Here is a 24,142-nt window from a genome sequence, read left to right as displayed (position 1 = left end):
CGGACGACCTTCGGTCCCACATATCGGACGTAGCGGACCCCTCAGTGCACCGAAAGCGGGGATCGCCATGTGAAGAAATTCACGAACTTTCTCGCCCGGCCCCGCGCGCGGCGCGGCCCCGGGCGCCGATCAGGCGCTCCGGGGCCGGAAACGTAAGCCCCGCAAGGGGCGGGCGGGGCCGACAGGGGCCCGCAGGTCGGACTCGGACGGGGCCCGGAGGGCACCCGGCCGTCAGGCCCGGACGACGCTCCAGGCGATGCCGTCCAGGATGTCGTGCTCGCTGACGACCACCTCGGCGGCGCCGGTCCGCCCCATGATCTCCAGCAGCTCCAGCGCACCGGCCGCGATCACGTCGACCCGCCCCGGATGCATGGCGGGGATCGCCGCGCGCTCGGCGTGCGTGGAGGCCAGCAGCCGCCCGGCGATCTCCGCGACCTGGTCGCGCGAGATCCGCGAGTGGTGGATCCGCTCCGAGTCGTACTCGGGCAGCTCCAGTGCGATCGCGGACACCGTGGTGACGGTGCCGGCCAGGCCGACCAGGGTGGCCGCCCCGGTCAGCCGGACGTCCTCGGCGGCCTTGTCCAGCTCGCCCCGGATGTGCGCCTTGGCGGCGGAGATCTGCCCCAGCGTGGGCAGCTCGGCGCCGGCGAAGTGGCGCTCGGTGAGCCGGACGCAGCCGATGTCCACCGAGCGGGCCGCCTGCACGTCGTCCGTGCCCAGCACGAACTCGGTGGAGCCGCCGCCCAGGTCGAAGACCAGGTAGGGCGAGGGGAACTGACCGCCGGTGAGCTCCTTGGTCGCGCCGACGAAGGAGAGCCGCGCCTCCTCGTCCCCGCTGACCACCTCGGGGGCCACGCCCAGGATGCCCCGGACGCCCTCGGTGTACTCGTCGCTGTTCTCGGCGTCGCGCGAGGCGCTGGTCGCCACGAAGCGGATCCGCTCCGGAGCGACCCCGTAGGAGCTGATCACCTCGGCGTACTCGCGGCAGGCCGCGAAGGTCCGCTCCAGCGCCTCGGGGGCGAGCCGGCCGGTCCGGTCGACGCCCTGGCCGAGCCGGTTGATGACCATCCGGCGGTCGAGGTCGGTGATCGCACCGGTCTCCGGGTCGAGGTCGGCGACCAGCAGGCGGATCGAGTTGGTGCCGCAGTCGATCGCGGCCACCCTGGTGGTGGTCATGCGCCCTCCTCCTCGGCCGCGCGCTTCTTCGCGGCGCGCTCGGCCGCCAGCTGCTCCTTGGCGGCGATCACGGCCGCGTGGTCCTCGGCGGTGGCCCGCTGCTCGGCGACCCGGGCGGCGCTCTCGGCCACCTCGGCGGCGGAGACGCACGGGCCCTTGGCCCACCAGTCCTCCAGCATCCCGATCGCCTCGTCGCCGAGCGGGTTGACCCCGGGCCCGGCCGCCAGCGAGTGGCCGACCAGCACGTGCAGGCACTTCACCCGGTCCGGCATGCCGCCGGCGCTGGGGAAGTTCTCCAGCACCTCGATCGCGTCCCGGCGGGCGATGTAGTCCTCGTGCGCCGACCGGTAGGCGGCGGCCAGTTCCGGGTCCTCGGCGAGCCGGGCGGTCTGCTCCTTCATCACGCCGTCCGCCTCCAGGGTGCCGATCAGCGAGGCGGCCTTGGGGCAGGTCAGGTAGTAGAGGGTGGGGAACGGCGTGCCGTCCGCGAGGCGGGGGGCCGTCTCCACGACGTCCGGGTTGCCGCAGGGGCAGCGGTGGGCGACGCCGCGCAGGCCGCGCGGAACCCGTCCGAGCTGGGCGGCGATCGCGGCGACGTCGGAGTCCGCGACGGCCGCACCGGGGGTGGCGGCGGAGGCGGAGGGGGTGTTCTCAGTGGTCATGGGGAGAGCTGTCTCTAGCGGGGGCAGGGGCGGGGGCGGCGGCCGGGGCCGCGGGCGGGGCCAGGGCGGCCGTGTCGGCGGCGTCCACGGAGTCCCAGACGCTCGCGTACCAGGGCTTGGCGGCTTTCGCCGGGCCGGCTGCGCCGGCCGAGGAGGAGGACTTGGTGGCGCCGGCGGCCGGGTCCACGGAGATGAACGGGGTCTCCCCCGGCATCGCGTAGTGCAGCCGGGCCCGGGCCTGCGCCTTGACGAACTCCGGGTCCTGCCAGCGGGCCTTCTCCCGGCGGAGCTGCTCGACCTGCTGCCGGGCGTGCTCGGCCCGGGCGCGCTGGGCGGAGATCTCCGAGCGCTGGGAGATGAACTGGCGGGTGGGGTAGGCGAGGATCGCCACCAGGGAGCAGAGCACCAGGACGAGCACGGTCGCCCGGCTCGTGAATCGCGGGCGCGCCGCGAAGCCCGGAATCTTCCAGCCTGCCATCTCCCGTTACCCCTCCTGGTCGCGCCGGTGCCCCGGCCCCCACCCTACGGGGTGAGAGCCGGGGCACCGGTGCAGCGGCTGTGTGTCCGCCCCCGTGCTCCGGGGGCGTCTCCCGCCGAGGGCGTCGGCCCTCGTGGCGGGATCAGGCCTCGTACTTGTAGCGCGGGAAGGCGCCCCGGCCGGCGTACTCGGCGGCGTCGTCGAGGATCTCCTCGATGCGCAGCAGCTGGTTGTACTTGGCGACGCGCTCGGAGCGGGCCGGGGCGCCGGTCTTGATCTGGCCGCAGTTGGTGGCGACGGCGAGGTCGGCGATGGTGACGTCCTCGGTCTCGCCGGAGCGGTGCGACATCATGCAGCGGTAGCCGTTGCGCTGGGCCAGCTCGACGGCGTCCAGGGTCTCGGTGAGCGAGCCGATCTGGTTGACCTTCACCAGCAGCGCGTTGGCGGTGCCGGTCTCGATGCCCTTGGCGAGGCGGACCGGGTTGGTGACGAACAGGTCGTCGCCGACCAGCTGGACCTTGTCGCCGAGCTTGACGGTCATGGCCTTCCAGCCGTCCCAGTCCTGCTCGTCCAGCGGGTCCTCGATGGAGACCAGCGGGTACGAGGCGACCAGGTCGGCGTAGTAGTCGATGAGCTCGGCCGAGGTGAGGCCCTTGCCCTCGAACTGGTAGGCGCCGTCCTTGAAGAACTCGGAGGCGGCGACGTCCAGCGCCAGCGCGACGTCCTTGCCGGGCACGTAGCCGGCCTTCTTGATGGCCTCGACGATGAGGTCGAGCGCCTCGCGGTTGCTGTCCAGGTTCGGGGCGAAGCCGCCCTCGTCGCCCAGACCGGTGGAGAGGCCGCGCTCCTTCAGCACGCCCTTGAGCGTGTGGTAGACCTCGACGCCCCAGCGGACGGCCTCGGAGAAGGACTCCGCGCCGATCGGAGCGATCATGAACTCCTGGATGTCGACGTTGGAGTCCGCGTGCGAGCCGCCGTTGAGGATGTTCATCATCGGGACGGGCAGGACGTGCGCGTTGGGACCGCCGAGGTAGCGGAACAGCGGCAGGTCCGAGGCCTCGGAGGCGGCGTGCGCCACGGCGAGCGAGACGCCGAGGATGGCGTTGGCGCCGAGCGAGGACTTGTCCGGGGTGGCGTCCAGGTCGAGCATGGCCTGGTCGATCAGGCGCTGCTCGGTGGCGTCGTAGCCGACGAGCTCCGGGCCGATCTGCTCGATGACGGCCAGGACGGCCTTCTCCACGCCCTTGCCGAAGTAGCGGTTCTTGTCGCCGTCGCGCAGTTCGAGCGCCTCGAAGGCACCGGTGGAGGCGCCGGACGGGACAGCGGCACGGCCGGTGCTGCCGTCGTCGAGGCCGACCTCGACCTCGACCGTGGGGTTGCCACGCGAGTCGAGAATCTCACGGGCTACGACGACATCAATGGACGGCACGAGGCATCTCCTAGCGGAAGCAGGTATCCGCGGACCGTTGTGGAGTCCGGCGGACGATTGCGGAGTCGTTACGACCAGAGCCTAACCGCACGGGCTCTCCCGGCCACGTCGACCTCGGTCCCGTCTCAGCGTGTGGCCCGGCTACCCGCCGGTAGTTCACCTGGATGCCCCACGGGATGCACCCGGAGCGGGGCGAAAGGGGGCGAAGGGGGCCGTACCGGACGGCACGGCCCCGCGCGCCGTGCTCAGCCGAGGTTCAGGACCTGGCCCGGCAGGATGAGGTCCGGGTCGCCGCCCACCACGGTGCGGTTGCCGTCGTACAGCGCGCCCCAGCCGCCGGCCACGCCCTGGCTGCCGGCGATCCCGCCGAGGGTGTCGCCGGGCTGGACGGTGTAGGCCCGGCCGGTCGTCGCGGCGGCGGGGGTGACCGGCGCGGCGGGAGCGGCCTCGGCCGCGGGGGCGGCCGCGGCGGCGGTACGGGCCTGCGGCGTGTCGTCGTCGGCGTGGCGGTCGTAGACGTCCTGGTGGCTCGTCCAGTGCCAGCCGCCGTCCACCTGGTACCAGAAGACCTTGTTGGCCGCGTCCCAGCCGGTGCGGCCGGAGAAGTCCGGGTCCTGGGCCTCGCCGCGGCCGGACGGGGAGCCCTGGCCGTCCGTCGAGACCTTCGCCCGGGTGGCCCGGGCCGGCTTCGACTGCGCCGGCTTGGCGGGCTTGGCGGCGGGAGCGGGCTGCACGCTCCGGGTGCCGGCGTCCTGCGAGGCGCTCTGCGTGGTGGCGTCGGCGGTGTCGACCTGGGCGGAGGCGCCGCCCTTCGTCAGGCCGGCCTTGACCGAGCAGACCGGCCAGGCACCCGGGCCCTGCGAGGAGAGGACCTTCTCCGCGACGGCGATCTGCTGGCCCTTGCTGGCCTTGTGCGCCTGCGGGGCGTACTGGCCGCCGCCGTAGGCCTTCCAGGTGCTCTGGCTGAACTGGAGTCCGCCGTAGTACCCGTTGCCGGTGTTGATGCTCCAGTTCCCGCCGCTCTCGCACTGGGCGACCTTGTCCCAGACGGACACGGGGGCCGCGTGGGCGCCGGTGGCGGCGAGGAGCGGCATCGCGAGTCCGACCCCGGCGACGCCCGCCACGGCGATCGCCTTCTCGGCCTGGGTACGACGACGGTGACGACCGTTACCAACGAACAGCATGGACATGTCCCTCTCCGCACGCCTGCGAGGTGAGCTGTCGGGTTCGGACCGGGAGGTGGCCCGGCCGCCTCGGGCGGAATCCTTCTTCCACCTGATGCGGCTTCACCCCAAGCCGTGGGGAACGGCAGAAAATCCTGGGTCCCCCGCCCCTGCCCAAGGGTCTGGTCGGTTTCCCGGACGCGCGGCGGGCAGGACTCGGCGTTCCGCGCACGGGTGTTCGCAGCTGCGAACACCAGGGAGAGTAGACAGATCCTCACATCAATCACAAGCTCATATCGCATACATCACACGGAAATTACGACAGTCGGCGGATCGTTCACAAACCACGCCCATTTGTCCGTATTGATGCGTGTTCTGAGCGTCCGTGAGCGATCCTGTCCGACACGCCGTCAGCGTTTCCCGGCCGGTCAGAGCGCCTTCGCCGGAGTGAATTCGACCGGGAGTTCACGAAGCCCACGCATGATCAGCCCACCACGCCAGCGAAGTTCCTCCGGTTCCGCCGCAAGCCGCAGATCAGGCAGCCGGGTGAGCAGCGTGGCCAGCGCGGCCTGGCCTTCCAGCCGGGCCAGCGGTGCGCCGATGCAGTAGTGGATCCCGTGGCCGAAACCGAGATGCGGATTGTCCTTCCGGGCGATGTCGAGGGTGTTCTCGTCCGCGAAACGCGCCGGATCGCGGTCCGCCGCCGCCAGCACCACCAGCACCGGGTCGCCGACCGGGATGTCCACCCCGCCGATCGTCAGCGGGTGGGTCGCGAACCGCCAGGTGGCCAGCTCCACCGGACCGTCGTAGCGCAGCAGTTCCTCCACCGCCGTGGCCAGCAGCCCGGTCTCCCCCGCCGCCACCGAGTCCTGCAGCAGGGCCCGCTGCCCGGGGTGGCGCAGCAGGGCGTACAGGCCGTTGCCGATCAGGTTGACCGTGGTCTCGAAGCCCGCGAACAGCAGGATGAAGGCCATCGCGGCGGCCTCGTTCTCGGTGAGGTGCTCACCGTGGTCACTGGCCCGGATCAGCCCGGAGATCAGGTCGTCGCCCAGGTCGGCCCGCTTGCGGTGGATCAGCTCCAGCAGGTAGGAGCGCATCCGCTTCACCGCGCGGGCCACCCCGCCGCGCGGACCGCCGCCGTGCCGGATCATCATGCCCGCCCAGTCGCGGAAGTCGTCCTGGTCCTGCGGCGGGACGCCGAGCAGGTCGCAGATCGCGTAGATGGGGAGCGGGAAGGCGAACTCGTGGATCAGGTCGGCCGAGCCGCGCCCGGCGAAGGAGTCGATCAGCCGGTCGGTCAGCTGCTGCACCCGCGGCTCGAACTCCGCCACCCGGCGCGGCGTGAACGCCTTCGACACCAGCCGCCGCAGCCTGGTGTGGTCCGGCGGGTCGATGTTCAGCAGGTGCGTCATCAGGTCGGCGCTGCGCTCGCCCGGGATCCCCACCCGCCCGGTGCGGTGCGCCTGCTCGCTGTGGTGCGCCGGGTTCTTCGAGAGCCGGCCGTCGGCCAGCGCCTGCCGGGCGTCCGCGTACCGGGTGACCAGCCAGGCGTCCACCCCGCTCGGCAGCGTGGTGCGGTGCACCGGGGAGTGCTCGCGCAGCCACGCGTACGCGGGGTAGGGGTCGGCGGCGAACTCCCACGTGAAGAGGGGAGGCTGGGCGGGGTTCGGCTGATCCGGCATGTCCTGACCGTATCCGGTGGCCGGCAGGCGTGAGCCTGGTCACCTGATGGGTAATCCCTGTTGCGGAGGGTCGTGACGTGCCTAGGATCCTCCGACATGTCTTTGGTGGGCGCCGGTGCGGTGTCGCCCACAGGGAGGAGCGCACCCATGCGGGTAGCCGGGGCAGTGGTGGTCATCGCGGTACTGGACGGCGGTTCGGGCGCCGACCTGGCCCGCCGGTTCACGGCCGCCGGCGCCGCCGGGGTGCTCATCGCCGACCAGCACCCCAACCGGGCCGAGGACCTCGCCGCCGAACTCGACCGCCCGGGCTGCCCGGTGGTCGGGGTGTGCGGCGACATCCACCGCCCCAGCGACGTGGCCGCCCTGGTCGACACCGCGGAGAAGCACCTCGGCCCGATCGACCTGTTCTGCGTGGCCGGGCCCGACGGCGAGCGGATCGTCTCGCTGGCCGAGCTGCCCGACCACCTCGACCGGCTCGCCGAACTGCTCGCCCTCGTCGGCGAGGCGATCAGCGAGGTCATCCCGCCGCAGCGCCGGGCCGCGGACGACCAGGCGCTCACCGGCACCGCCGCGGGCACCGAGCGCGGCTGAGGCCGGCCCCGCCCCATCCCGACCGGCCGCACCGCGTGCGGCCGGCTACCCGCGCCCGTGCCGCCGCGCGCCGGGGCCGCCGGTGTCAGTCCGCCCGGTTCAGTCCGTCAGGCCCTCCGCCGCCCGGACCTCCCGGCGGTAGCCGCGGGCACTCGCCCGGAGCGCCGCGTCCACGTCCACGCCGGCGTCGTGCGCCCGCTGCGCCACCGCGAGCAGCAGCCGGCCCGCCGACTCCGCGGTCAGCTCCGCCGGCAGCTCGTACGGGGCGTCCGGCACGGCGGTGAAGCCCGCACGCCGCACCCGGGAGACCAGCTTCGCCGCGTACGCCAGCGCCGGCAGGCCGGCCGGCACGCCGTCCAGGACGGACTCGCGCTGCTTCTCGGCCGCCTTCAGCTGCTCCCAGTTCGCCTCGACCGCGGCCGTCCCCTCCGCCTCGACGTCGCCGAAGACGTGCGGGTGGCGGTACATCAGCTTCTCGACGATGTCGCCCGCCACGTCGTCGATCGAGAACGGGTCCTCGGGGTGCTCCTCGGCGATCCGGGAGTGGAAGAACACCTGCAGCAGGACGTCCCCCAGCTCCTCGCGGAGCGTCTCGCGGTCACCCTCCTCGATCGCCTCGACCAGCTCGAAGGCCTCCTCCACCAGATACTTCACCAGGGAGGCGTGGGTCTGCTCGGCGTCCCACGGGCAGCCGCCGGGCGACCGCAGCCGGTCCATCACCGAGGCCAGGTCGAGCAGCCGCGCGCCGGGCAGGTCGTACGACCCGGGCAGCAGCTCGATCTCGGGCACCGCCCCGGCCTCCTCGACCGCGAGGCGGGCGAGGGCGTCCGTCAGGCCCGGGTCGCCGTCCGGGCTGCCCAGCCAGACGGTGACCCGCTCGGACCCGGCGGACAGCCGGCGGGCCAGCGCCGGGGCGGTGCCGCGCTCGACGATCTCCACCTGGACCCCCGCCTGCCGGACGGCCGCCAGCTGCGGGTGCTCCGGGTCCGCCGCCAGCACCAGGTCCGCGCCGCGCAGGGCCTCCCAGGCCGGCCAGGACATCAGACCGGGGGCGACCCGGTGGGTGGTGGTGAGCAGGATCAGCTTCGGGGCTGCCGTAGACGTGGTCACCCTCCGAACCTACCGGTCCGCGGGCGGGCCCCGGGCACCGCCGCCGAGCGGTGGACGGCGGGCGCCCCGGGCCCGGCGGGCGGCGGCCTCGGCGGGTCGGCGGGTCAAGGGTCGGCGGGTCGGCGGGTCGGGCTCAGCGGTCGGGCCGGTCCGGTGCGAGGACGACCCGCTGCGCGTCCCAGCTGCCGTACCGGGGATTGACCCGGACGTGCAGGGCGGCCGCCGCCTCGGCCAGTGCCCGCCGGACCTCGGTGTCCCCGGCCTCCGTCCCGGCGTCCTGCCCCCGGGCCGCCGCCAGCCGGCGGATGCCCACCTGCTGCAGGTAGTACCGGTCGACCTCGACCGCGGGGACGCCCCGGGCGGCCAGCAGCTGTTCGAGCCGAGCCGAGCCGCCCGCCCAGACCTCGTCCGCGGCGCGGGCCGCAGCCGCCTCGCCGGCGCCGACGCTCAGCCCGCGGTCGGCCAGCGCCCGGGACACCAGGGCGTCCAGCACCAGCTGGGTGACCGCCCGGCGCGCCAGCCCCTCCGCCCCCGCGTCGGCGTCCCCCGGCGAGGCCGCGGTGACCGTGCGCAGCTCGGCCACCCGCTCCTGCACCGCCGTGAGGCTTATCCGCTCGCCGTCCAGCACCGCCGCGGCGCCCGCCTGCACGGGCCCGCCGCAGGAGCAGAGCAGCAGCGCGCCGAGGCCGGCCGCGAGCACGGGCAGCGCCCGGGCGGCGGGGGCGAGCGCGCGACGGACGGTGGCCAGGCGGTTCATGGCGGGAGCCTCCCCAGAGGGTGCGGCGGGGTGCGGACGGGCCCGGACCGGCGGTGCTGACCGACCGTGCGGGCGGAGCGGGCGGAGCGCGTACGGTCGGCGCGGCTTCGGCGCGCGGGCCTCCGGGCGGGAGCGCTCGGCGCGCACGGCGGCCGCTCGCGCACCTGGGCGCGCGTCGGCGTACCCGCGCGGGGCGGATGCGCCCGGAGCGCCGGGCGTGCCCCGAGCGTAGGTCGACCGGTGCCCGCCGTCGGGGACCGTGCTCCGAACGGGCGAACCCGGCCCGTCGCGGGTCCGGCCGGTCAGCGCCCGGTCGCGTACGGGTTGCCGGGGGCCGGCGTGGGCCAACCCGCCGAGCGGGGGTCGAAGGCCGGCGGGGTCGCCGGCGGCTGGCCGGGGGCGGGCACCCGGCCGGGGGCGACATCCAGCAGCACCGCCGGCGGGTTCCCCGTCCGGCGGTGCTGCTGGAGCTGGTCGAGGCTCTGCCGCAGGCGTCGGACGTCCGGGTGGTGCGGGCCGAGCAGCCGTTCGCGGTCGAGCAGCAGCTGGAGCAGCCACTGCCAGGCGCTCTCCGGGTCGCCGGCGGCGGCGAGCAGCAGTCCGATCCGCTCGCGCAGGTCGTGCACCCGCTCGGGAGCGGAATCGAGGCCGGCGTCCAGCCGGGCCGAGTGGGCCGCGAGCAGTGCCTGGTACTCGGCCAGCGCCCGCGCCGGCTCGCCGAGCTGTTCCAGGCAGTCGGCCGCCCGGTACCGGTGGTCCAGGCCCTGCGGCCCGTGCGGCCCGCCCTCGGCGGTGCCGGCCAGCAGCAGGTACTCGGGCAGCGCGTCCCGGAACCGGCGTTCCTGCAGCAGGGTCCGGGCGTAGATGGTCCGGATGGTGTGGACCAGCGGCGCGCCGTCGCCGTGCTCGGCGCGGGCCCGCGGCAGCAGCCGGGCGGCCAGGTCGATGACCTCGGCGTGGCGCTTCGCAGCGACCAGGTCGGACAGGTCCGCGCAGGCCGCGGCGAGGTCGCCGACAGCCGGGGGCTGCGCCACCGGGCCGTGCGCGGCCTGCGGCCACGACTGCGGGCCGGCCGGCGAGGGGTGCGCGCCCCGGGCGGGGTCGCCGGGCAACGCCGTCATCATCAGCGGCCGCGGCTTCGTGCGTCCCGGTGAGGCGGCGCCGGGCCGACCCGCCGGGTCCGGCTGCCGGGAGAGCACGGACTCCGCCGGGGGTGGCGGGACCGCCGTCGGAGGCCCGACCGGGACGGGCGCCGGCCGCGGATGCCCCGGGTAGCGGAACGGGCGGGTGGGGTCGGGCACCGGACCGTACGGCGGCTGGGGCTGCGGCCCGGCCGGCGGCGGGAGCATCGGCAGCAGCCGGGCGTAGACCTGCTGGGCGTCGGCCGGGCGGTCGGCCGGCTGCTTGGCGAGCAGGTCAAGGACCAGCGCCTCCAGCGGGGCGGGCACCTCGGGGCGCAGCTCGCGCAGCGGTACCGGCGGCTCGTCCACGTGGCGGCGCAGCACCCCGAGGGCGGTGGGCGCGCGGAACGGCTCCTCGCCGCAGAGCATCTCGTGCAGCAGGCAGCCGAGGGCGTAGAGGTCGCTGCGGGCGTCGGCGGTGGCGGCGAGGGCCTGTTCGGGCGCCATGTAGGCGGGGCTGCCGATCGGCACGCCGGTGAGGGTGAGCCGGGTGGCGTCGGCCTCCACCGCGGTGGCGATGCCGAGGTCGAGCAGCACCACCCGGCCGTCCTCACGGACCATCACGTTGCTGGGCTTGATGTCCCGGTGCACCACCGGGACGGCGTGCACCACGGCCAGCGCGGCGCAGAGCTGGGCGGCGACGGCGGTCGCGTGCCCGATCGGGAAGGGCGCCTCCTCGGCGATCAGGTCGGCCAGGCTCAGCCCGGGGACGCGCTGCATCACCAGGTGGAGCTCGCCGTCGTCCTCCCCGGCGTCGAAGACGGTGACCAGGCCGGGGTGGTCGAGCGCGGCGGTGATCCGGCACTCGCGCAGGAAGCGGCGGCGCAGTTCCTCGCCCCGGCTCCGGCGGTGCGGCTCGGTGGTGCCGGCCGGCAGGAGGTGGTCGGTGTGCAGCAGCTTGACGGCGACCCGGCGGTCCAGCCGCTCGTCGTACGCCGCCCAGACCTGGCCCATTCCGCCGTGGCCGATCTTCTCCGCGAGCCGGTAGCGACCGCCGACGACTCTCGGCCCGGTCACGGCCGGCCTTCGCGGGACTGCCGGCGCAGCAGCTCGCCGAGCTGCTGGAGGTCGTCGGCGGTACGGGCCGGGGCGGGCGCCGCGGCCGGCGGCTCGGCGGTGAGAGGCGCGACGGGCGCGGCGGGGGCCGGGGTGGCCGCCGGGGCGTGGTACCGGGCGACCAGGGCGTACGGGTCGGCCTCGGCCACCGGCGCGGGCGGACCGGTCGTGGGCAGGGGCGCACCGGGCAGCGGTGCGGTGGGCGGCGGGTACCAGGCGCTCTGGACGGGCTGGACCGGCTGGTAGTAGGGCGCGGGCACGGCCAGGACCGGCGAGGGCCACAGCGCCCGGCGGTCCATCGCCAGGTAGTGCAGGGGCGCGCCCAGCCAGAGCAGCACCATGGCGACAGCGCCGGTGGTGTCGGCGGTGTTCTCGTGCTTGGCGCCCCCGGCGAGCGCGATGCTGACCAGGAAGACCACGAAGACCAGGCAGAACAGCACCGCGCCGATCACGTCGACCACCCGCTTGCGCCGTACGGCCAGCAGCAGCGACGGGACGACGCCGAGGAATCCGACGGTCAGCAGCGGTGCCAGGCAGCAGAGCACCCGGCCCGGCGCACCGAACCGGCCGGGGGGCCGCTGGTCCGCACCACCGGGTGCGGGACCGCCGGCCGGCGGTCCGAACTGGCCCGGGTAGTGCCCTGCCATGTGCGCTCCTGAACGGTGGTGACGGTGGTTCACGGGGTGGGTGCGAGCCCCCGCACACGCTACCCTCCGGGCCGACACGCCGGTGGGGTTCCGGCACCGCCGCCGGCGCCGGCCGATGCCACGGACCCCCGCCGCTCGCCCGTCACTCGCCCGCGGGCAGCTCCAGGGTGCCGTCCGCCAGACCGTCCGTCAGGCCCTGGGCGAGGGTGCGGCCGAGGGCCGCCGCCCGGTGCAGGGCGGTGTCGAAGGCGGCGATCCGGGCGAAGGCGGCGCCGAGGACGCGCTGCCGCTCCGGGGGGAGCCTCGGCAGCTCGACCCGGCGGATGTCGAGCCGGGCGGTGGTGGAGGCGTGGCTGGCGGCGCGGCGGGTGAGCGCGGTGGAGCGCAGCTGGCCGGCCAGGAACTCGGCGTCGATCAGCGCCGGGTCGGGCCGCAGCAGGTGCAGCTGGCGGCCGAGCGCGACGCCGTCCAGCGGGCCGCCGGGCAGCACGACCCGGGCGACGCCCCCGCCGAGGGCGGGCACCAGGACGTCGCCGGACCGGGTGAGGACGGGGGCGTCCGGGGCGCCGGGGTCGGTCACGGCGGCGGGCGGGTTGCCGGTGATCAGGTCCTGGTCCGTCAGCAGGGGGACGCCTTCGGCGCCGTGGCCGGCGGGCCGGCCGGGCGCGCCCGGTCCGGAGGAGAGGACCTCCAGCGCGCCGCTCCGGATCAGCTCGCCGACGGTGACGACGGCCGGCGGATGGCCGGGCTGCCGGGCGGGGCCGGCCTCGGGCAGGGCGGCATCCTGTTCGGCGATCCCGGCCAGCAGTTCGGTCAGCCGTCCGCGCAGGTGGGCGAGGGCGGGGGCGTCGCCGGCCGGGGCGGCGGGCGGGACGTGCCGGGCGGGCGAGAGGTCGGTCTCGTCGTCCAGCAGGTCGATCGCGGCCATCACCCGGTGGGCGCCGGGCCGGTCGGCGGGCACCGGCCGGCCGGTGACGGCGGCTTCGTCGAAGGCCTGCCAGGTGGCGGTCACGGTGGCCCGCAGCTCGGGCCAGTCGACCCGGTCACGGCCGCCCTCGCCGGCGCCCTGGGGCGGGGCCGCGTCGAGCAGCAGCACCTGTCGGAAGTCGTCGCCGGGCGCCGGCCGCCGCAGCACCCACAGGTGCAGCGGCACCCCGTACGGCGGGGCGGCGCCGGCCGGCAGGGCGATCACGGCGCGCAGCGCGCCGGAGCGCAGCAGTTCGGCGCGGACCCGGCGGCCGGCCCGCCGGGAGGCGACGGTGGGCGGCAGCAGCAGGGCCGTCAGGCCGCCGGGGCGGGTGTGCGCCAGGCAGTGCAGCACCCAGGCGAGTTCGGACTCGCCGCGCGGGGGCAGCTGCCCGGCGGGCCAGCGGGAGTCGTACTGCAGCTCGTCGTGCCCCCAGTCGCGTTCGTTGTACGGGGGCTGGCAGAGCACCGCGTCCACGGCGAGGCCGGGGTGCGCGTCGGCGCGCAGCGAGTCGCCGGCCCGCAGGTCCAGCGGGAGCGGGCCGGGCTCGGCGGCCCGCGTGTGCAGGGCGAGCCGGAGCAGCGCGAGGGCGGCCGCCACCGGGTCGAGGTCCTGACCGTACCGGGCGACGGCGGGCGGCAGGGCGAGCAGGACGGCGCCCAGCCCGGCGGCCGGGTCGAGGGCGGCCGCGCCCGGGGCGGCGAGGACGGGCCCGGCGACGGCGGCCAGCAGTCCGGCCGCCTCGGGCGGGGTGGGGCTGAGCTGGCGGGTGTTGGCCTCGGCGTGCCGGGTGAGCAGCCGCTCGAAGGCGGCGGCCGGGCCCGCGGGGGCGTGGGCCGCCGGGCCGGCGGCGGGCCCGGCGAGTACGGCGAGCAGCCGGACGAGGTCCAGGTAGGTGCTGCCGAGGAGGGAGGGCAGGCCCAGCCGGGTGGCGCCTTCGATGCCGAAGGTCCGGGCGGCGGCCTGGGCGAGTGCCCGGGGCAGGGCGGTGGCGAGGCGCGTGTCGGGCTCCGTGGCGAAGGCGGACCAGGCCTCGGGCTCACGGTGCAGCAGGAGGAGGAAGGCCCCGGCCGGGACGAGGGGGGCGGCGGGGTGGCCGGCCGGGTCGCGCAGGGTCTCCAGCTGTCGCCAGGCGCGTTCCAGGGCGGGCAGTTCGGCGATCTTGCCCTGGCCCTGCAGCCAGCTCTCGACCTCCGTCAGGGCGAAGGTCGGACTGGCGTCGGTGCCGCCGACCGGCTGCGGGAAGTCCGGGTGGCGGCGGCGCCAGTTGCTGACGGCGGCCCGGCCCACTCCGGCGAGCCTGGCGATCTCGACCGCGGTCACCTCGGGGCGGTCCGGCATGAGGGCTCCTTCGGCGCGTGGTGCGGGGTTGCAGGGTGCGGGTGCGGGTGCGGTGCGGGCGAGGGCGCGGCCCGGGACGCGAGACCGGTGTGACCACACAGCATAGCGAGCGTGAACACTCGGACCCGTTCACACGTGAACAGAGAGGTTTATTGGATTGCCGTTGACATTGTTCACAGCCAGTGGTGTGATCTACCCATCGCCTCCAGCGGCAGCCGCCGCAGCGGAGACGCCCACCTCACCGATCGGGAGAGCCCGCCATGTCCTTCACCGCCACCGCCCGCCGCCGCTCCGCCGCCCTCCTGCTCGGCGCCGCACTGGTCACCCTGAGCGCCACCGCCTGCACCTCGGGCGCCTCCGTCTCGACCACCCCCAAGCAGACGGCCGCCGCCCCGGCCGCCGACGCCGCGAAGCCGGCCGACAGCGGCAAGCCGGCCGACCAGGGCGCGGCCAAGGCCCCGGCGGCCGCCAAGGTCGGCGACACCATCGCGCTCAAGGGCATGGAGAAGAGCAACACCGCCGACGTCACGGCGCTGAAGGTGGTCGACAACGCCGAGAGCGGCGACGAGTACCTCAAGCCCGCCGACGGCAAGCGCTGGGTGGCCGTCCAGTTCCAGATCAAGGCCACCGGCACCAAGGCCTACAGCGACGCCCCGCTCGGCGCCGCGAAGGTGGTGGACACCCAGGGCCAGTCCTACGGCCCGAGCTTCACCGACACCACCGCCGGGCCCAGCTTCCAGACCCCCACCAACATCGCCCCCGGCGAGACGGGTAAGGGCTTCATCACCTTCGAGGTCCCGAAGGACGCCAAGCTCGACAAGATCCAGTTCGGCCTGGACGCCGGCTTCGCCGACCAGACCGGCCAGTGGAAGATCGGCTGATCACCCCTCACCACCGGGGATGCCCGGCGCACCGCCCCGGCGGAGCCGGGGCTCAGGCCCCGTCCGGCGAAAGGACCGGGCCCGCCGCGAGGAACTCCCGGGCCCCGGCCCGCACGGCGGCCCAGTCGGTGGCACAGGTCCGGGTACGGGCCCGCTCCAGCCACCCCGCCCGGTCCCGGTGCTCACGGCGGAGCTGCTCCAGGTCCAGCTCGACACCGGCCGGCGGACCGGAAGCCTCCAGGGTCGCGACGCGCTGCTCCATCGCCGCCAGCAGCGCGCCGTCCAACTCGGCGACAGCGGCGAGGAAGTCGTCGGTCGGCAGGACGAGCCGCCCGGCCGGCGACGCGGCGAACCCGATCCGGTGGCCGGGCTCGTGCGTCCAGTCGAGAGTGATCCGGTCCCCGGCCTCGTCGACCGTCCGCCACCAGCGCATCTGCGGAGCGTTGACCAGCGGGCCCGTGTACATCGACCGGCGCCCGTGCCAGTCGGCGGCCGCCTCGGCCTCCGGGGTGAGGTCCTCCTCGTCCCAGAGCGGATGGCTGGAGAGGTCGCCCGACACGAACGCGAGCAGGTCCGACGGCACCGGCTCCAGCACGTCCGCCAGGATCTCCAGGACGTCTTCCCAGATCCGGACCACGAAGTGGTCCGCGTACGGGCGGACTTCGCCGCCGGTCTCCTCGCGCCACCGCCGCAGGGTGGACTCCGAGTACCGCAGCAGCTCCTGGCCGCCCGCCTCGATCCAGTACCAGCCCTGGGTCAGCGCGAACCAGTGCAGGGTCCGGTGGTGCTCACCGCCCCACGGGCCGACATCCTCCGACGCCCGTAGCTCGAACCGGAACCGCAGTCCGCCGTCCAAGAGCCGTCCTCCCTCCCGCCGGGTGCCGCCAGCCTCAGAGCGCGAACACGGGACGGGTGGAGAAATCCTCGCAGAGGCCGTCCCCGTCCGGGCCGTGGACGAACTCGGCCATGAACGGGTTGTGGTTGGCCGTGGCCAGCGGCAGCCAGGCCAGCAGGGTGCCGTAGCCGCCGCACACCGACTCGCCGCCGTCCCCGCCGTGGACGGCGCCGACGCCGCTGCTCAGTTCGGTGCGGTAGACGTCGTACCCGATGTGCAGGCCGAAGGCGTTCGGCCGGTGCTGGGGCCCGTCGCCGTCCTCGTAGGTGGTGCGGTCGAGCGGGCACTCGTCGCCCCACCGGAACAGCGTGCCCGCTCCGGCTCCGCAGGCGTGCTCCCACTCGTCGGGGGTCGGCATCCGCAGGCCGCGCTCCGCGAGCACGGCGGGCATGTCGGCGGGCGGTTCGGTCAGGTTCTCGTCCTCCACCGCCATCAGCACAGCGGCCAGGGTGACCGTCCGGCGCGGCGAGAGCACTTGGGCGAGATGGGCCCGCAGGTCCGGGCCGTGGCCGAAGCCCTGCTCCAGGCTCTCCTGGTAGTCCGCCAGCTGCCCCGGTGTCGGCTGCCAGGCGTCCAGGTCGAACCCCAGGGTGACCGTACCGCCGGGCACCAGGGCGAACTCCTGCCCGTCCCGCTCGATCCGGACCTGGTGCAGCGGGGCACCGAGGTGCTCGACGGTCTCCACCGCGCTCACCCGGCCGCCCACGCGGTCCGCCGCCAGCCGGGCGACGCCGCGGGCGGTGACGAGGTCGGTGGACCGCCATCGGTCGAGGCTCAGATCGGCGAGGTTCATGGGCGGAAGTCTCGCATCGGGGTCCGACACACCCCCGCACGGGCGGCCCCGCCGCCGGCCGGTCGCGGGAGCCCCGGACTAGCCGCTCACATTGGCGATCATGCGGCGGAGCACCTTGAGCGCGAGGACGTACTCCTCGTCCGGGATGCCCTCGTGGATCCGGTCGCGGACGCCGGGGGCGATCGCCAGCAGCCGGGCCCGGCCGGCGTGGCCGGCCTCGGTGAGGGTCAACCGGCCGTCGGGGCCGGGGGTGATCCAGCCACGGTCCACCAGGTCGTCCAGGACCACGCCGTACGTGGACACCTCGCCGATCTGCGGCGTCATGTACGGCCCCAGCGCCTCGGCCAGGCCCTCCCGGGTGAGGCCGCCGTCGACGATCGCCAGCCGGTTCAGGGTCATCCAGTGCCGCTGGGTGACGCCGAGCTTGCCCTGCTCGGCGTTGATGAAGGCGATCACGGCGGCGTGCGCCTCGCCCGTCCAGTACCCGACGGGCTGGCCGGCGAGCTGTTCGTCGGTGAGGTCCATCTGTTCCATGGTGCTGCCCTTCCCCTGCGTTGCCCGGCGGGCTCGTACGGGGATCACGCTAGGAGTTCAAGTCGACTTGAGGTCAAGCCACTTGGCCGACCGCCGGCCCGGCTACGCCACCGCGCGCAGCGTGTGCAGCTCGAACCAGACCCCCTTGCTCGGCAGCCCGGACCGCGAGTCGGTGATCCCCCAGTCGTCGGCCACCGCGTCGACCAGCCCGAGCCCCCGGCCGCCGACCTGGTCGTCCGTGGCGAGGCGGAGCCTCGGACGCTCCGGACTGCTGTCGTAGACCGAGACCCGGACCCGCGTCCGGTCCGCCGTGAACTGGAGATGCACCAGCCCGCCCGCGTACCGGTGGGCGTTGGTCACCAGCTCCGAGGTGCACAGCGCGGCCCGCTCGGCGAGGTACCCGAACCCGATGAGGTCCAGCACGGTGGTGACGAAGTCCCGGCAGATCTTGGGCGCGATGGCGGCGGCCGGCAGCAGGATCGTGCAGGAGTGGGGGAACCAGAAGGGTTCGGGGCGGTCCGAGGCAGCGTCAATCGTCATAAGGGGACCTCCGTACGGGGATGCGGGCATGAGTCGGGCGGTGGCGTTGGCGCCCGGGCGAGCCGGGGCGCTGCACTTCCGACCGACATTGGTTACGCCGGGCGATCGATGCGACACTTACGGTAGGGCACGAGATTTTTACGGCACAACCTTGTGCTCATGATTCACCCGGACGTGTCTGGCCCCGACTACGGCCAGTGCGTCAGACTTCTGACGGGTCGAAGGAAGAGATGCATGCCACCGAGGATCAACCCGTCCGCACGCCATGAGCGCCTGGGCTCAGAGCTGAGAAAGCTCCGCGAGAAGGCAGGACTGACGGCGCGTGCGGCCGCTAACCTGATCGGCTCGGACCAGGCCCAGATGTCCAACCTGGAAGCAGGGCGCGTCGGCGCCAGCGCGGACCGCATCCGGCGCCTGGCCTTCCACTACGCCTGTGACGACACCGCGCTGATCGACGCCCTGGTGGCGATGGCGACAGATCGGACGCGCGGTTGGTGGGAGGAATACCGAGACATCCTGTCCCGCGGGTTCCTCGATCTGGCCGAGGCCGAGTTTCATGCCGTATCGGTGCGTTCGGTCCGCATCGCCGAGATTCCCGGCTTCATGCAGACCGAGGCCCACGCACGTGCCGTGTTCAACTACTACGTACCCGGGATGCTCTCCGCCGACCTGGAAGCCAAGGTGGCCTTCCGCGTTCAGCGACGGGTGCTCCTGCAGCGCACTCCTGCCACCGACGTGCAAGCCGTCATCCACGAAGCGGCGCTCCGGATGAACGTGGGTGGCACCACGGCCGCCCGAGAACAACTGGCTCTGCTGCTGGAACTGTCGGAACGGCCGAACGTGGAGATCCGTGTCATCCCGTTCTCCGCCACCGAATTCGCCGGCGCCAGCGGCTCCATGTACTACCTGGCCGGACCTGTACCTCAGTTGGACACCTTGCACTTCGACTCGCCGGTGCGGGGCACCTTCGTGGACGCGGAAGCCCTGCTCTCCCAGCACCGACGCCTGTTTGCCAAGGTGCAGGACTCGGCTCACAGCCCGCAGGAGTCACGCGACTTCATCGTCCGCATCCTCAAGGAGCGCTGAGCGGTTCCGCCGTCCGACAGAAGTCCACCCCTCGTCCAAGGGGGCACCTTTGTCGAACTGGCCTCCACCGACGGACAGGTTCCGTTCCGCCTGAGGCCGGACGGCGCAGGCCCGCGCCGGCCGTCACATCGCCGCGCGGGCCAGGCGGAGCAGGCCGGCCCGCATCCGCTGTTCGCCGAGTTCCGGCAGGAGCGCCGCGACGTGGTCGGCGGCCAGGGCGGCGAGCAGGGCGTGGGCGGTGTGCTCCGGGTCGGGGGCAGCGGTGAGCATGATCGCCACGTGGCGGTGCCAGAAGCGGTAGGCGCCGATGCGGTACCGGGCTCCGGGGGTGGCGGTCTCCGACATCCGGACCAGGGCCAGATGCTCCAGCAGGTAGTCGAAATAGGCGTCCAGGAAGGCGGCCAGGCGCTCGCCGGCCGGGGCGCCGGGGCCCAGCGGCGGCGGGCCGCTCAGGATCGCCTCCTGGAGCACCCGCTCGCGGGCGTCGAGGAGTGCGGCCGCCAGCCCCGACTTGTCGCCGAAGCGGCGGAACAGCGTCCCCTTGCCGACGCCGGCGGCGGCGGCCACCTGGTCCATCGAGACCGCCTCGACGCCGTGTTCGGCGAACAGCCTGGCCGCCGCCTCCAGCACCGCGACCCGGTTGCGGGCCGCGTCCGCGCGCTCCTTGGGCGGTGGCGTGCGGAGCAGTTCCAGGGGGATTGCCGAAGCGGACTGTGGTCCGTTACTGTCGTGAGCCATAAGAGGACTGTAGTCCGATTCCTTTGGAGGCAGTGGCATGACCGCACTCATCACCCGTGACGAACTGGCGGCGGCGATCGAGGCCGGCACCGTGACCGTGCTCGACACCCTCGGCGGCGCCTACTACGACCAGCAGCACCTGCCGGGCGCCCTCCCGCTGGTCCTGGCCGAGGTCGACACCCACGCGCCCGCCCTGCTCCCCGACCGGGACGCGGCGATCGTCACCTACTGCTCGAACCCGGCGTGCCCCAACAGCGGACAGGTGGCCGACCGGCTCACCGCCCTGGGCTGGAGCAACGTCCGCAAGTACCGCGAGGGCATCCAGGACTGGGCCGAGGCCGGCCTCCCCACCGAATCCGCCTGATCCCCCGACCGGCCCGCCCGCCCGCGCGCCCGAGTCCACGGGCGGCAGCCGCCGGCCGCCGGCCCCCGCATCCAGGGGGGCCGGCGGAGGCGGAGGGCGGCCGTCAGCGCTTGCCGCCCGCCAGGTCGTCGAACATCGTGGACAGGAACTCGCTGCACCAGGTGAGGAGTTCGCGGCCGACCAGCGGCTTGCCGCCGATCCGGCCGGTGGACGGACGGGGCACCAGGATCTGCTGGGCGGTGGCCTTCACCTGGCTGCGCGGGTAGAGGCGGCCCAGGCGCAACTCCTGGGACTCGCGCAGGTCGACCGGGCCGAAGCGGACGTTGGCGCCCTGCAGGGTGATGTCGCTGATGCCGCAGCGCCGTGCGTACAGCCGCAGCGCCGCGACCAGCAGCAGGTTCTCCACCGCCTCGGGCAACTTCCCGTAGCGGTCGGTGAGTTCCTCACGGACGTGGACGATGTCGTCCTCGGAGTTGACCGCCGCGATCGAGCGGTAGGCCTGCAGGCGCAGCCGCTCGCCGGGGGCGTAGTCGTGCGGGACGTGGGCGTCGACGGGCAGCTCGATCTTGACGTCGAGCGGCTCCTCCTCCGGCGCCGCGCCACCGTTGGCCAGCGAGTCGCGGAACTCGGCGACGGCCTCGCCGACCATCCGCATGTAGAGGTCGAAGCCGACTCCGGCGATGTGCCCGGACTGCTCGCCGCCGAGCAGGTTGCCGGCGCCGCGGATCTCCAGGTCCTTCATGGCGACGTACATTCCGGCGCCCATCTCGGTGTGCTGGGCGATGGTGGCGAGCCGCTCGTGCGCGGTCTCGGTGAGCGGCTTCTCCGGCGGGTACAGCATGTAGGCGTAGCCGCGCTCGCGGCCACGGCCGACCCGGCCGCGCAGCTGGTGCAGCTGGGAGAGGCCGAAGGTGTCGCCGCGCTCGACGATCAGGGTGTTGGCGTTGGAGATGTCGATGCCGGACTCGACGATGGTGGTGGCCACCAGGACGTCGAACTCCTTCTCCCAGAAGTCGACGACGACCTTCTCCAGCAGGTTCTCGCCCATCTGGCCGTGGGCGGTGGCGATCCGCGCCTCGGGCACGAGCTCCTTCAGCCGGGCGGCCGCCTTGTCGATCGACTCGACCCGGTTGTGGATGTAGAACACCTGTCCCTCGCGCAGGAGTTCACGCCGGACGGCGGCCGAGATCTGCTTCTCGTCGTACGGGCCGACGAAGGTCAGCACCGGGTGGCGCTCCTCCGGCGGGGTGGTGATGGTGGACATCTCCCGGATGCCGGTGACGGCCATCTCCAGGGTGCGCGGGATCGGCGTGGCCGACATGGTCAGCACGTCCACGTTGGCGCGCAGCTTCTTCAGCTGCTCCTTGTGCTCGACGCCGAAGCGTTGCTCCTCGTCGACGATCACCAGGCCGAGGTCCTTGAACCTGGTCTCGGAGGAGAACAGCCGGTGGGTGCCGATGACCACGTCCACCGAGCCCGCGAACAGGCCTTCCAGGACGGCCTTCGCCTCGGAGTCGCTCTGGAACCGCGACAGCGCCTTCACCGTGACGGGGAAGTTCGCGTAGCGCTCGGCGAAGGTCGAGAAGTGCTGCTGGACCAGCAGGGTGGTGGGCACCAGCACCGCCACCTGCTTGCCGTCCTGGACGGCCTTGAAGGCGGCCCGGACCGCGATCTCGGTCTTGCCGTAGCCGACGTCGCCGCAGATCAGCCGGTCCATCGGGACGGACTTCTCCATGTCCGACTTGACCTCGGCGATGGTGGTCAGCTGGTCGGGCGTCTCCGCGTACGGGAAGGCGTCCTCCAGCTCGCGCTGCCAGGGGGTGTCCGGGCCGAAGGTGTGGCCGGGGGCCGCCATCCGGGCCGAGTAGAGCTTGATCAGGTCGCCGGCGATCTCGCGGACGGCCTTCTTGGCCTTCTGCTTGGTCTTCGCCCAGTCCGCGCCGCCGAGCCGGTGCAGGGTGGGAGCCTCGCCGCCGACGTACTTGGTGACCTGGTCGAGCTGGTCGGTGGGCACGAACAGCCGGTCGCCGGGGTGGCCGCGCTTGGCGGGGGCGTACTCCAGCACCAGGTACTCGCGGGTCGCGCCCTGGACGGTGCGCTGCACCATCTCGACGTACTTGCCGACCCCGTGCGCCTCGTGGACGACGTAGTCGCCGGCGGCCAGGGCCAGCGGGTCGATCGCGTTGCGGCGCCGCGAGGGCATCCGGCGCATGTCCTTGGTGGAGGACTTCTGGCCGGACAGGTCGGTCTCGGTGATGACGGTGAGCTTCAGCGCCTCGTCGACGAAGCCGTGCTCGATCGAGCCGCAGGAGACGTAGACGACGTCCCGGGTGGGCGCCTCCGCGAGGTCGGCGACCAGGCGGGCCGGGATGCCCTCGTTGCCGAGCACCTCGGCGAGCCGGGAGGCCGGGCCGTGACCCTCGGTCACCATGACGACCCGCCAGTCGGCGGCCAGCCGCTCCTTGGCGTCGGCGATCGCGCGGGCGGTGTCGCCCCGGTAGGCCTCCACCGCGTGCATGCCGAGGGTCAGGGTGTTGGTGTCGAACTCGAGGACCGAACTGACCGAGGAGTCGCTGGTGGCGAACGGGCTGACCGACCACCAGGGCAGGCCGATGCCGGCCGCGTGCTCGCGGACGTCGGCCAGCGACCAGAGCGAGGCGGCCGAGACGTCGATCGCCTCGACGTCGATCGGGCGGTCCCCGCCGGAGGCGGCGGCCACCCAGGAGGCGTGCAGGAACTCCTGGCTGGTGGCGACCAGGTCGGCGGCCCGGGTGCGGACCCGCTCGGGGTCGCAGACCACCGTGACGCTGCCGGCCGGCAGGACGTCCAGCAGCAGCTCCATGTCGTCCACCAGGACGGGCGCCAGGGACTCCATGCCCTCGACGGCGATGCCCTGGGCGATCTTGTCGAGGATCTCGCGCAGCTCCGGGTGGGCCTCGGCCAGTTCGGCGGCCCGGGCCCGGACGGCGTCGGTCAGCAGCAGCTCACGGCAGGGCGGCGCCCACAGGCCGTGCTCGGCGATCTCCAGCGAGCGCTGGTCGGCGACCTTGAAGTAGCGGATCTCCTCGATCTCGTCGCCCCAGAACTCCACCCGCAGCGGGTGCTCCTCGGTCGGCGGGAAGACGTCCAGGATGCCGCCGCGGACGGCGAACTCACCGCGCTTCTCGACCAGTTCGACCCGGGAGTAGGCGGCGGCCGCGAGCCCCCGGGCGACCGTCTCCAGATCGTGCGACCGGCCCCGCAGCAGCGCCACCGGCTCCAGCTCGGCCAGGCCCTTCACCTGCGGCTGCAGCACCGAGCGGACGGGTGCCACGATCACCTGGACCGGCCCGGCCGCGAGATCCCCGTCGGCCCGCGGGTGGACGATCCGGCGCAGCACCGCGAGGCGCCGGCCGACGGTGTCCGAACGCGGCGAGAGGCGCTCGTGCGGCAGCGTCTCCCAGGCGGGGAACTCGGCGACGGCGTCGGCGGGCAGCAGCGAGCGCAGCGAGGCGGCGAGGTCCTCGGCCTCCCGGCCGGTCGCGGTGACCGCGAGCACCGGGCGGCCGCGCTCCCCGTCGGCGCGGGCGGCCAGGGCGCGGGCCAGGGCGGCGACGGCGAACGGCCGGGCGGCGGGCGGGCCGACCAGGTCAAGGTGCTGGCGGGCGCCCGCCGAGGCGCCGGTGGCGGTGGCGGCCTCGATCGCCTCCGCGAGGGCGGCGTCCCGCGCGACGACATCGAGCAGTCCGGTCAGGCTCATGTGGAGTCTCTTCTTCGTCCCGTAGCTGGAGTGCCCGGGCGCCGGAGATCCGGCGGGGCAACGCGAACGGCCCGGCGCGCCGAGCGGCCGGGGGTGTCCAGCCTACGCCGAGGCGCGGACGCTGACGCGGCGCACCGGTCGTGCCGCGTCCGGTGCGACCCGGAATGCCGTGAATGAACATCCCGTACGCCGGCGGGCGGACCGCGCGAATGAATGCCACGAAGTGGACATACTCCTGTCACTGGCCGTCCATGGAGATCGCGCAGCATGGTGAATGTGCCCGCCGCACCCAACCGTGGGGGATGGCTGCGGCGGACACGGACGCAGCCCGA

The 24,142-nt window shown here is 74.1% G+C and carries 20 protein-coding genes, 1 pseudogene and 1 riboswitch; of the genes and pseudogenes, 4 read left to right on the top strand and 17 right to left on the bottom strand.

Going from position 1 to position 24,142, the window contains the following annotated elements:
* Positions 1-231 precede the first annotated feature (231 nt).
* The 6 genes and pseudogenes from J2S46_RS24400 to J2S46_RS24375 form a co-directional block, all read right to left on the bottom strand.
* Positions 232-1,176 carry a Ppx/GppA phosphatase family protein gene (locus J2S46_RS24400; RefSeq protein ID WP_191291166.1) on the bottom strand — a complete coding sequence of 315 codons (945 nt, stop codon included), beginning with the start codon at positions 1,174-1,176 and terminating at the stop codon, positions 232-234.
* Positions 1,173-1,831: pseudogene (locus tag J2S46_RS24395) on the bottom strand (DUF501 domain-containing protein). The gene J2S46_RS24400 and the pseudogene J2S46_RS24395 overlap by 4 nt, the downstream one beginning before the upstream one ends.
* On the bottom strand, positions 1,828-2,316 hold the full coding sequence (locus J2S46_RS24390; RefSeq protein ID WP_191291164.1) for an FtsB family cell division protein: 489 nt from the start codon (positions 2,314-2,316) through the stop codon (positions 1,828-1,830). Before J2S46_RS24390 ends, J2S46_RS24395 begins: the two are co-directional and overlap by 4 nt.
* Positions 2,317-2,458: 142 nt before the next feature.
* Positions 2,459-3,745 (bottom strand): phosphopyruvate hydratase, encoded by a 1,287-nt coding sequence (gene eno / locus J2S46_RS24385; RefSeq protein WP_073925150.1) that lies wholly within the window; start codon positions 3,743-3,745, stop codon positions 2,459-2,461.
* Positions 3,746-3,990: 245 nt separating this feature from the next.
* Positions 3,991-4,935, bottom strand: coding sequence for a LysM peptidoglycan-binding domain-containing protein (locus tag J2S46_RS24380; protein WP_191291163.1), 945 nt, complete (start codon positions 4,933-4,935; stop codon positions 3,991-3,993).
* Positions 4,935-5,107: riboswitch (cyclic di-AMP (ydaO/yuaA leader) on the bottom strand. (Overlaps the previous gene by 1 nt.)
* A 229-nt stretch (positions 5,108-5,336) precedes the next feature.
* Entirely contained in the window at positions 5,337-6,590 is a 1,254-nt protein-coding gene (locus J2S46_RS24375; RefSeq protein WP_191291162.1) for a cytochrome P450 family protein, read from the bottom strand.
* Between the two features lie 147 nt (positions 6,591-6,737).
* Here J2S46_RS24375 and J2S46_RS24370 point away from each other — a divergent pair, with 147 nt between their 5' ends.
* Positions 6,738-7,181, top strand: a complete 444-nt coding sequence (locus tag J2S46_RS24370) for an SDR family NAD(P)-dependent oxidoreductase (protein WP_191291161.1) — start codon at positions 6,738-6,740, stop codon at positions 7,179-7,181.
* Positions 7,182-7,280: 99 nt separating this feature from the next.
* On the opposite strand, the gene J2S46_RS24365 is transcribed toward J2S46_RS24370, so the two are convergent.
* The 5 genes from J2S46_RS24365 to J2S46_RS24345 all read right to left on the bottom strand — a co-directional run bounded on the left by J2S46_RS24365 (position 7,281) and on the right by J2S46_RS24345 (position 14,240).
* Entirely contained in the window at positions 7,281-8,291 is a 1,011-nt protein-coding gene (locus tag J2S46_RS24365; RefSeq protein ID WP_370882231.1) for a nucleoside triphosphate pyrophosphohydrolase, read from the bottom strand.
* A 133-nt stretch (positions 8,292-8,424) separates the two neighbouring features.
* Positions 8,425-9,048, bottom strand: coding sequence for a SurA N-terminal domain-containing protein (locus J2S46_RS24360; protein ID WP_191291160.1), 624 nt, complete (start codon positions 9,046-9,048; stop codon positions 8,425-8,427).
* A gap of 302 nt (positions 9,049-9,350) precedes the next feature.
* Positions 9,351-11,246, bottom strand: coding sequence for a serine/threonine-protein kinase (locus J2S46_RS24355; RefSeq protein ID WP_307351128.1), 1,896 nt, complete (start codon positions 11,244-11,246; stop codon positions 9,351-9,353).
* Positions 11,243-11,932, bottom strand: a complete 690-nt coding sequence (locus tag J2S46_RS24350) for a hypothetical protein (RefSeq protein WP_191291159.1) — start codon at positions 11,930-11,932, stop codon at positions 11,243-11,245. The genes J2S46_RS24355 and J2S46_RS24350 overlap by 4 nt, the downstream gene beginning before the upstream one ends.
* A gap of 142 nt (positions 11,933-12,074) precedes the next feature.
* Positions 12,075-14,240 (bottom strand): N-6 DNA methylase, encoded by a 2,166-nt coding sequence (locus tag J2S46_RS24345; RefSeq protein ID WP_191291158.1) that lies wholly within the window; start codon positions 14,238-14,240, stop codon positions 12,075-12,077.
* Between the two features lie 260 nt (positions 14,241-14,500).
* Between J2S46_RS24345 and J2S46_RS24340 the strand changes: the two genes are divergently transcribed.
* A complete protein-coding gene (locus J2S46_RS24340; protein WP_191291157.1) occupies positions 14,501-15,121 on the top strand; it encodes a DUF4352 domain-containing protein in 621 nt (206 codons plus the stop codon).
* Positions 15,122-15,173: 52 nt separating this feature from the next.
* Here J2S46_RS24340 and J2S46_RS24335 read toward each other — a convergent pair whose 3' ends face one another.
* The 4 genes from J2S46_RS24335 to J2S46_RS24320 form a co-directional block, all read right to left on the bottom strand.
* On the bottom strand, positions 15,174-15,977 hold the full coding sequence (locus tag J2S46_RS24335) for a DUF5984 family protein (protein WP_229912880.1): 804 nt from the start codon (positions 15,975-15,977) through the stop codon (positions 15,174-15,176).
* 34 nt (positions 15,978-16,011) lie between these two features.
* Entirely contained in the window at positions 16,012-16,809 is a 798-nt protein-coding gene (locus J2S46_RS24330; protein WP_191291156.1) for a formylglycine-generating enzyme family protein, read from the bottom strand.
* 78 nt (positions 16,810-16,887) lie between these two features.
* A complete protein-coding gene (locus J2S46_RS24325) occupies positions 16,888-17,343 on the bottom strand; it encodes a MarR family winged helix-turn-helix transcriptional regulator (RefSeq protein WP_191291155.1) in 456 nt (151 codons plus the stop codon).
* A gap of 102 nt (positions 17,344-17,445) precedes the next feature.
* Positions 17,446-17,883 (bottom strand): ATP-binding protein, encoded by a 438-nt coding sequence (locus J2S46_RS24320; RefSeq protein ID WP_191291154.1) that lies wholly within the window; start codon positions 17,881-17,883, stop codon positions 17,446-17,448.
* A gap of 234 nt (positions 17,884-18,117) precedes the next feature.
* Here J2S46_RS24320 and J2S46_RS24315 point away from each other — a divergent pair, with 234 nt between their 5' ends.
* A complete protein-coding gene (locus J2S46_RS24315) occupies positions 18,118-18,969 on the top strand; it encodes a helix-turn-helix domain-containing protein (RefSeq protein ID WP_191291153.1) in 852 nt (283 codons plus the stop codon).
* Between the two features lie 123 nt (positions 18,970-19,092).
* On the opposite strand, the gene J2S46_RS24310 is transcribed toward J2S46_RS24315, so the two are convergent.
* Entirely contained in the window at positions 19,093-19,707 is a 615-nt protein-coding gene (locus J2S46_RS24310) for a TetR/AcrR family transcriptional regulator (RefSeq protein ID WP_191291152.1), read from the bottom strand.
* Positions 19,708-19,744: 37 nt separating this feature from the next.
* Between J2S46_RS24310 and J2S46_RS24305 the strand changes: the two genes are divergently transcribed.
* A complete protein-coding gene (locus J2S46_RS24305; RefSeq protein WP_191291151.1) occupies positions 19,745-20,071 on the top strand; it encodes a rhodanese-like domain-containing protein in 327 nt (108 codons plus the stop codon).
* Positions 20,072-20,174: 103 nt separating this feature from the next.
* Here J2S46_RS24305 and mfd read toward each other — a convergent pair whose 3' ends face one another.
* Positions 20,175-23,810: a transcription-repair coupling factor gene (gene mfd / locus J2S46_RS24300; RefSeq protein ID WP_191291150.1), complete on the bottom strand. Its 3,636-nt coding sequence runs from the start codon at positions 23,808-23,810 to the stop codon at positions 20,175-20,177.
* Positions 23,811-24,142: the final 332 nt, after the last annotated feature.

This window comes from Kitasatospora herbaricolor (assembly GCF_030813695.1).
GTDB lineage: Bacteria > Actinomycetota > Actinomycetes > Streptomycetales > Streptomycetaceae > Kitasatospora > Kitasatospora herbaricolor.
Note: the sequence above shows the minus strand (reverse complement) of the source record. Positions and strands in the feature narration are given on the sequence as shown.